At 65.8% G+C, this 7,419-nt stretch carries 4 protein-coding genes; all 4 read right to left on the bottom strand.

Annotation, left to right across the window (positions count from 1 at the left end; genetic code table 11):
* Positions 1 to 58 precede the first annotated feature (58 nt).
* Complete coding sequence (locus tag DPM12_RS23340; protein ID WP_158542984.1) at positions 59 to 808, bottom strand: ABC transporter permease subunit; 750 nt, start codon at positions 806 to 808, stop codon at positions 59 to 61.
* Positions 796 to 1,539 (bottom strand): ABC transporter permease, encoded by a 744-nt coding sequence (locus DPM12_RS23345; protein WP_158542985.1) that lies wholly within the window; start codon positions 1,537 to 1,539, stop codon positions 796 to 798. Before DPM12_RS23345 ends, DPM12_RS23340 begins: the two co-directional genes overlap by 13 nt.
* A complete protein-coding gene (locus tag DPM12_RS20765; RefSeq protein ID WP_158542986.1) occupies positions 1,536 to 2,462 on the bottom strand; it encodes an ABC transporter ATP-binding protein in 927 nt (308 codons plus the stop codon). Before DPM12_RS20765 ends, DPM12_RS23345 begins: the two co-directional genes overlap by 4 nt.
* A gap of 159 nt (positions 2,463 to 2,621) precedes the next feature.
* On the bottom strand, positions 2,622 to 7,406 hold the full coding sequence (locus DPM12_RS20770) for a beta-ketoacyl synthase N-terminal-like domain-containing protein (RefSeq protein ID WP_112260268.1): 4,785 nt from the start codon (positions 7,404 to 7,406) through the stop codon (positions 2,622 to 2,624).
* Positions 7,407 to 7,419: the final 13 nt, after the last annotated feature.

Genomic DNA, 7,419 nt, shown 5'->3' on the forward strand with positions numbered 1-7,419 from the left:
AGGTCGACGAGTCTTCATGATCATGAGTTCGGTGGGTGGCATCGGGGGGACGTCGTCATCACGACAGGACGATCCGTTCCTCCGAGAGCCAACGCGACGCGACCCAGACCACCAGCCACATCACGGCGGTGGCCAGGAGCCCGACCAGCAGAAACGACCAGGATGCCGGGTCAGCGACCCCGAGAACGGTGCTGATCGGGACCCCGACCAGCAAGGCGAGCCCGACGAGATACGACGGAGCAACGGCGAGCTCGGCGCTGCCGGCCATCGACAGCTCGATGGTGAGGTTCGCCAGGCCGAAGAAGAACAGGGGAACGACGACGACAACGGTGAGGATCAGGGACGGCGGGAAAAAGAACTCGCCCAGCACCGGTTGGATCGCGAACAGGTTGATGGCCACCCCCGCCACGATGGGCGCGAGCACGGTCACGCCCAGCAAAGGCAGGAATATGGCGGAACTCTTGCCGAGGCATATCTCTCTCGGCGTCAGCGGGGTCGCCAACAGCGACGCCATCGTCCCGCTGGACTTCTCGCGGGTGAGCGACTCGGTGGAGAACAGCGGGATGCCTACCATGACGGGCAGCATGGCCAGCAGGAAGAGGACGATACCCAGGGCCTGGCGCGCCACGTCGTCGTCGCCGGCTGCGGCGTCCGCACCGCCCCTGACGAACGAGAAGGTTCCGACCGTGGCCACCACGGTGATGACGGCGAACAGGAGCACAGCGATCTTGAACGAACTCCAGGATCGATAGTCCCGGAGATCTCGCTGCAGCACGACACGAACCCGGCGACGATCTAGCTGTGGCACGACAGCACGATCCTTTCTTTCGTGAGCTTGTGGCGAAAGATCATGATGAGCATGAACAAGACCAGCCCACACGCGATGTTGATCGTGAGGAACGGCCAGGACTCCACGTCCACCCCGGCGCGCCCGGCCAGGCGCAGCATGACCGAGGAGAATCCCGGCAAGAAGATGACGGCAATGACGTTTCCGCTCGTCACCCGCCCCAGCAAGCCCACAAGATGCATGAGAGCGCTCAGCGCGAGATAGATGAGGGGAACGACGACGAACGTCGCCACCACGAGGTAGCCGTTCACCACGACATCGACGTCGGACAGGTAGGCCGTCATCAGGAACAGCATCATTCCCAGCCCGAGCACACCACCGATGACGGCGCCGGGAACGAACAGGGCCACGCTCCTGGCTGTCCAGACCTGGCGCACGCTGACCGGTGTGGCCAGCAGCGACTCGAGCGTCCCGCGGGTCTTCTCCCGCAGCAACGGGACCGTGAACAAGACGGTGAAGCTGGCGCCGGTGATGATGACCGTGGTGGCATAGCTGATGAGCCCGAGGTAGTTGCCCAGCTCCGTCGCCGTCGTATCCCCGTCTTCGACGGCAGGACTGAAGATGAACGACCCGGCAATCACGGCGACGACAGCGGCACAGATCACCGCGATACCGGCGAACACCATGACCAGGGCACCAGACTGCAGGATGTTCCGCAGGTTGGCGCCGATGATCGCTCGCAACCCGCTCATGCCGGCTGACCCTCCCGGACGATGGACGTGTACATCTCTTCCAGGGACGCCTCGTTGCGGGTCACTTCCTCGATTCGCGCTCCCCGCCGCGCCAGCGCCGCCACGATGTCGGGGGTCGTGCCGGCGCTCGACGGCGAGAAGTGCAGCAGGTTCTCCGAGGAGTCCTGGAGGCCGAACTCGGCGGTGGATTTGATCTCTTCGTAGAGATCGGCCGGGATCGGCTCGCTGGTACGTACCGTCACCATCCCGCTGCCCATCGTCTCGCGCAGCTCGGCCAGCGAGCCGGACAGCACGACCTCGCCCCTGTCCAGGACGGCAATCCGGGCGCAGATCTTTTGCACCTCGTCCATGTTGTGCGAGCTCAGCATCACGGCCTTGTTCCGATCGTGGGCGATGTCCACCATGAGCTCCCTGATCTCGATCTGTGCGGACGGATCGATGCCCGACGTCGGCTCGTCGAGAATCAACACGTCGGGATCGTGGACCAGGGCACGCGCCAGGGCGAGCCGCTGGCGCATACCGCGCGAGAAGGTTCCCGCTTTGGAATCGGCCCTTCCCTCCAGGTCGACGAGGCGAAGCACCTGGGTGATCCGCTCGTCGTCGACTGGCTGCTGGTAGATCCTGGCGAAGTACGCGAGGTTCTCCTTGGCAGAAGCGCCGTCGTAGAGACCGTCGTCGTCGAGCACGAATCCGACGCGTTGCCGGGCCTGGTCGGTGGTCACGTCCGCACCCATGATCGATGCTCGACCGGCATCGGGACTGTAGAGACCGAGAAGGATCCGGATCGTCGTGGTCTTTCCCGCACCGTTGGGGCCGAGAAACCCGAAGACCTCACCCTGGCGGACGGAGAAGCTCACACCCTTGAGGATGTCCCTGCCCTGCAAGGACTTTTCGATATTGTCGACCGTTATCGAATGCTCCACCACGAGGTTCCCTTCGTCATCTCCAGACCGGGCTTCGCTAGCTCGTCCAGCACCATCGGCCCGGTCCGCACCAGTCCCGTCGCGGCCATTCTGGAGCACCAATGTGGAGAAATTCTTAAGTCCACGGCAGGTACCGGAATGGCCGCGACGGAGCGCTCTTTACCCTGCCGCGTAGGCTTCGAGTTCGGCGCGGATGAGCTCGATGACCCGATGCTCGGACTGCCCCTCATCGATGAATCCGTGGTCGCCTGCCAGGGTGTTCAGCGTGTACGAGCCGGTGGTGATCTGCTCCCACGCCGTCATCTCCTCCAGCGTGACCCGGTTGTCGTCCAGCCCGTGGAAGCCGACGATCGGCACGTCGAAGCTCTCGCCCGGATCGTAGGAGTACTTCTCGACGAGCCGGTAGGCCGACAGCAGGGTCGGCAGGGTCAATCTCGCACCTTCCAACGCGTATTCCTCGAAGTCGGCCTCCTGGTCCCACGCCCGGATGAAGGCGAAGGCGACGTCATATTCGGTGTTGGTCGCGCGCACTTCCTCATAATCGGGAATTCCGGAGAATCCCAGGCCCTTCAGTTCTTCGACGATCCGCATCGTGCTCGTATTGGGCACGACCGGAGCCGTGTACCCGGAGACGAACAGGCGGATGAAGTCCGCCTCGGGGTTGGCGGCAAGCCGGCTGGCCAGCCGGTACGCGAACAGGGATCCCCAACTGTGCCCAAAGGAGGCGCCAGGCAGATCGAACATGGAGCCCGACAACGCCTCTTCCAGCGACACCATGACCTCGTCGACGTCGGTGGGCGTGTCCTCCTTCATCCGCTCGGCGTCCAGGCCGGGCAGCTTGATCGGGCAGACGTCGATGGCCGGGCCGAGCTTCTGCTGCCAGTCCTTGTACATGTCGGCGCTTCCGAAACCGTGGGGGAAGCAGAACAGGCGGACCTTGGCCTCCGGCTCGGGTTCGGGCTGGTATACCCAGAGCGCGACACCCGATACGGGCTCGGCTGTCTCCTCCTCCTCGATCGGCTCGGCAAGCTCGGCGCCGCCCGGCAGCAGCCCGAGGACCAGCATGGCCGCCTTGCGCACGCTGTTCGCCTCGATCAGGTCCGCGAGCGCGATATCGGCGCCGAACATGCGCTTGATCTTGTTGAAGAACTGCAGCCCGATGAGCGAATCGATGCCCATCTCGTTGAGGGGTTCGTCGACGTCCATCGTCTCCGGATCGTCGAACTCCATCGCCTCGGCGAGGATGTCACGCACGTGGCGCACCACGAGGGCGGGCTTCTTCTCGTCCGGCGTTTCCGCGTACTCCCGGAGGAACTCCTCGTCACCGCTGCCCGGCCGGGAGATCGCCTCCATGATCATCTGCATGTCGTAGAGCTTGGCCTCGTCGAACTCCTTGAGCGTGGCGCGGCCGATGGACACGACATGCTGTCCCGCCCCATCTCGGACTTCGACACTTCCCGCGATCTCGGAAGCCTCCGCGTCGTCCTGGTCGACGGTGATGTAGCCCTGGAGGCCGTCCTGGGCGCTGGTACCGCTGATGGCGACCCGTTCCAGCTTCCTGATCATGTACTTGCGCTTGCCGTTCGTCGCCGGGGCCAAGACGTTGCAGGCCTGCGCGCAGCTGTCGAGGACCCCCGGGTGGAAGCCGATCTCGTAGGTGCGGCTGGCCTCCTCCTCGGTCGCGTTCCGGAAGCGCACGACGGCCTCACCGGGGCGCCATTTCGACGATTCGACCCACCGCACCGTCGGCCCGAACTTGAAGCCGCGCCGCTCGAGCACGCCGTAGAACTCGCCGCCGTCCTGCTGTTCGGCTCCGGAGAGCTCGAGCTGGTCGAGATCACGTGAAGGTGGCACGTCCGGATCGGTCCCGGCCGGCTCCACAATGCCTTGCACGTGCAGGTTCCACGCCTGCCCCTCGGTCTTGCTGAAGAACCTGGCCTTGATCTCGCCGTTCTCGCTTGGCTCCAGGGAAAGCAGGACCCGCTTGACTTCTCGTGAGGCGACGTTGAGCGCCGCCACGAAGTCCAGCTCGCGGATCACGTGGTCCCGCCCCGGATACAGCTCGCGCAGCGACCGCGTCAACATCTCGAGGTAGTACCCCATGTGCAGCACACCCGAGTTGTCCTCAAGCTCGGGAAAGTTCCGCAACGTGCAGATGAACTCGTATTGCGCCGGACCCGCCGGAAGGTCGATTCGTTCGCCGTCCAGGCCGTGCCCGCGTGCCGCCCGCTGTGCGTGCTCGTGCGCCCGGCCCGACGAGTCCGGGCTCGGAGGCGTGATCCAGAAACGGGTCTTCTCGAACGGGTAATTCGGCAGCGAGATCGTGCCGAAGGTCCGTCCGGCGTAGTACTCCTTCCAATGCACGTTCAGCCCGAGGCAGGTCAGCTTCGCGAGGTGCTGCGCCAGGCGATCGAGCTCCGATGCCCCGGCACCCAGCTCGAATCTGATCACGTCCGGCTTCTCGTGGACGTCGGCGCCGCTCTCCAGCAAGCCTGGCGACGCGCCGACCTCAACGAGGTTCCGGTAGCCCTGGTCGTACAGCGTGTCGAACGCGTCACCCAAACGCTGGGGCTTGAGCAACGCCTCCTCCCAGAAACTGGGGGTCATGGCTTCATCCCCGGACACCTCGGCGCCGCGCGCCACGGTGACGAACCGGCATCGCGGACGCGACAGCTCGACGTCCTCGAGTACCGCGCGCAAGCCGGGCGCCGACTCGTGGCCTTCCGCGCCGTCACCACGCGCCGCCTGGGCCGCGGCGAGGATACGGACGGCCCCCTCGAGGTTCATGATTCCGGCCACGATGGCGGCCACAAGCTGGCCCGACCGCTCACCGAGCACGATCTCCGGCCGGATGCCCAGCGAGTCGAGCAGGCTCGTGACGGCGTACTGGTACGCGAACAGGTACGCTTCCGCCACGACCGGGGCCACACCATCACCGTCGGCGGCACCGTCGACGGCCTCGGCCAACGATTCCCCCACGTGCCGGGAACACAGCTCCAGGCAGTGGTCGAGATACTCCCCGAATGCCGGGAACGTCGCGGCCAGCTCCCGGGCACTGTTGCGGCAGTCCTCGAACTCGCCGCTGAGCACGAAGGCGAGCTTGGGCTGCACCTGATCCGCCGCCTTGGCCGTGTACACCGTGCCGTCATGCAGCGCCCTGAAGGACGTGCGCCACAGTCCGATGCGGGGGTTGGTCTCGCCGGCTTCCTGGGTGTTCGACGTTCCGTAGAGCGTGCCCTGGCTTTCCGCTTCGGCGAGTGCCGCCTGCAGGCCGGAACGCAGGCTCGCCACGCTGTCACCCAGGAAAACGGCCCGGTGCGCGAAGCTCGGCCGGCGCACGTTGGCGACGTAGCAAAGCTGCTCGAGCCGCGTGTCCGGATGCTCGGCCAGGTACTGCTCGTAACGCCGGATCATCTCCACCAAGGAGGTCTCCTCCTTCGCGCTCAGGCACAGGACCGGCGCGGGAAGCTCCGCCTCGACATCCGTTCCTTCCTCGGCGTGCGCTCCGTCCCCGGCCGCCGCTCCGTCCTCGGCCGTGACGGCGGGTGGCTGCGACACGACGACGTGGGCGTTGGTGCCGCTGAAGCCGAACGAGCTGATCCCGGCGATCCGCTCTCGACCGTCGGAAGGGCTCCAGGCGACGCTCGCCTGCGGGAGCTCCGCCGGGATCTTCTCCAGATCGATCCTGGGGTTGAGGGTCGAGGAGTTGGCGATCTGCGGGATCTCCCCGTGGTAGACGCACAGCACCGTCTTGATGAGGCTGGCCACCCCTGCCGCGCTCTCCAGGTGCCCGATGTTTCCCTTGACCGACCCCAGGTACAGCGGCTCGTCGCGCTTCGCGCCGCCGTGCCGGCCGTCGAAGATCTCCGCGAGTGCGTCGATCTCGATCGGATCGCCCAGCGGCGTACCGGTGCCGTGCGTCTCCAGGAACCCGACGTCTTCCGGGGCGATCGAGCAGCCGTCCAGCGCCTCCTCGATGAGCATCCGCTGCGCCCGGCCGCTGGGTACGGTCAGCCCGCTGCTGGCACCATCGTTGTTCACCGCGCTGCCCCGGACGACACCGTAGATCGTGTCGCCGTCCCGTTCGGCATCCGAGAGTCGCTTCAGGACCACGAGGCCGCAGCCCTCGCCCCGGCCGTAGCCATTGGCGTCCCGATCGAACGGCCGGCTGCGCCCGTCCGTCGAGAGCGCGTTCATCATGCACAGCGTGGACATCACGTACGGCGAGAGCATCAGGCTCACGCCGCCGGCGATCGCCATCGAGCACTCGCCCCGGCGCAGCGACTCGACCGCGAGATGCGTACTGACCAGGGACGACGAGCAAGCCGTGTCGATCGACACGGCCGGCCCGTTCCAGCCGAACTCGTACGAGATCCGGCCCGAGGCCGTGCTGGAGGAGGTGCCGGTACCGTGGTATTGGTTGATCTTCTCCTCGTCCCGCGGCAGCATGCCGTACTCGCTGTTGCTGCCGATACCGAGGAAAACACCCGTCTTGCTGCCGCGCAGCGCCTGCGGATTCTGCCCGGCGTTCTCGAGCGACTCCCAGCAAACCTCGAGCAGCTGCCGCTGCTGCGGATCGAGGGCGTTGGCTTCCGCCGGCGCCATCCGGAAGAAGCGCGCATCGAACTCGGCGAGATCGCGCTGGACGAAGTTGCCCTGCGTCACGTACATCGAGCCGAAGGTGCCGGAATCGCGATCGTCTCCGGCATCGACATCCCACCGATCCTCCGGGATGTCGATCACTCCTTCGCCGCCGGATGTCAGCAATGTCCAGAACTGCTCGGGCGAGTCGCAGCCACCAGGAAACCGGCACCCCATACCGATGATCGCGACTGGCTCTGTGGGGGCGGAGCGAGCCTCGTGCAGCTGGTTCCTGAGGTCGCGGATGGTTAGTAGTGATTCCTTGAGCAGGGACTTGGTGTCCTTGCCGGGCTCGTCCGTCATGTGATCTTCACTC

Source organism: Phytoactinopolyspora halophila (assembly GCF_003287285.1).
Taxonomy (GTDB): Bacteria; Actinomycetota; Actinomycetes; order Jiangellales; family Jiangellaceae; genus Phytoactinopolyspora_A; species Phytoactinopolyspora_A halophila.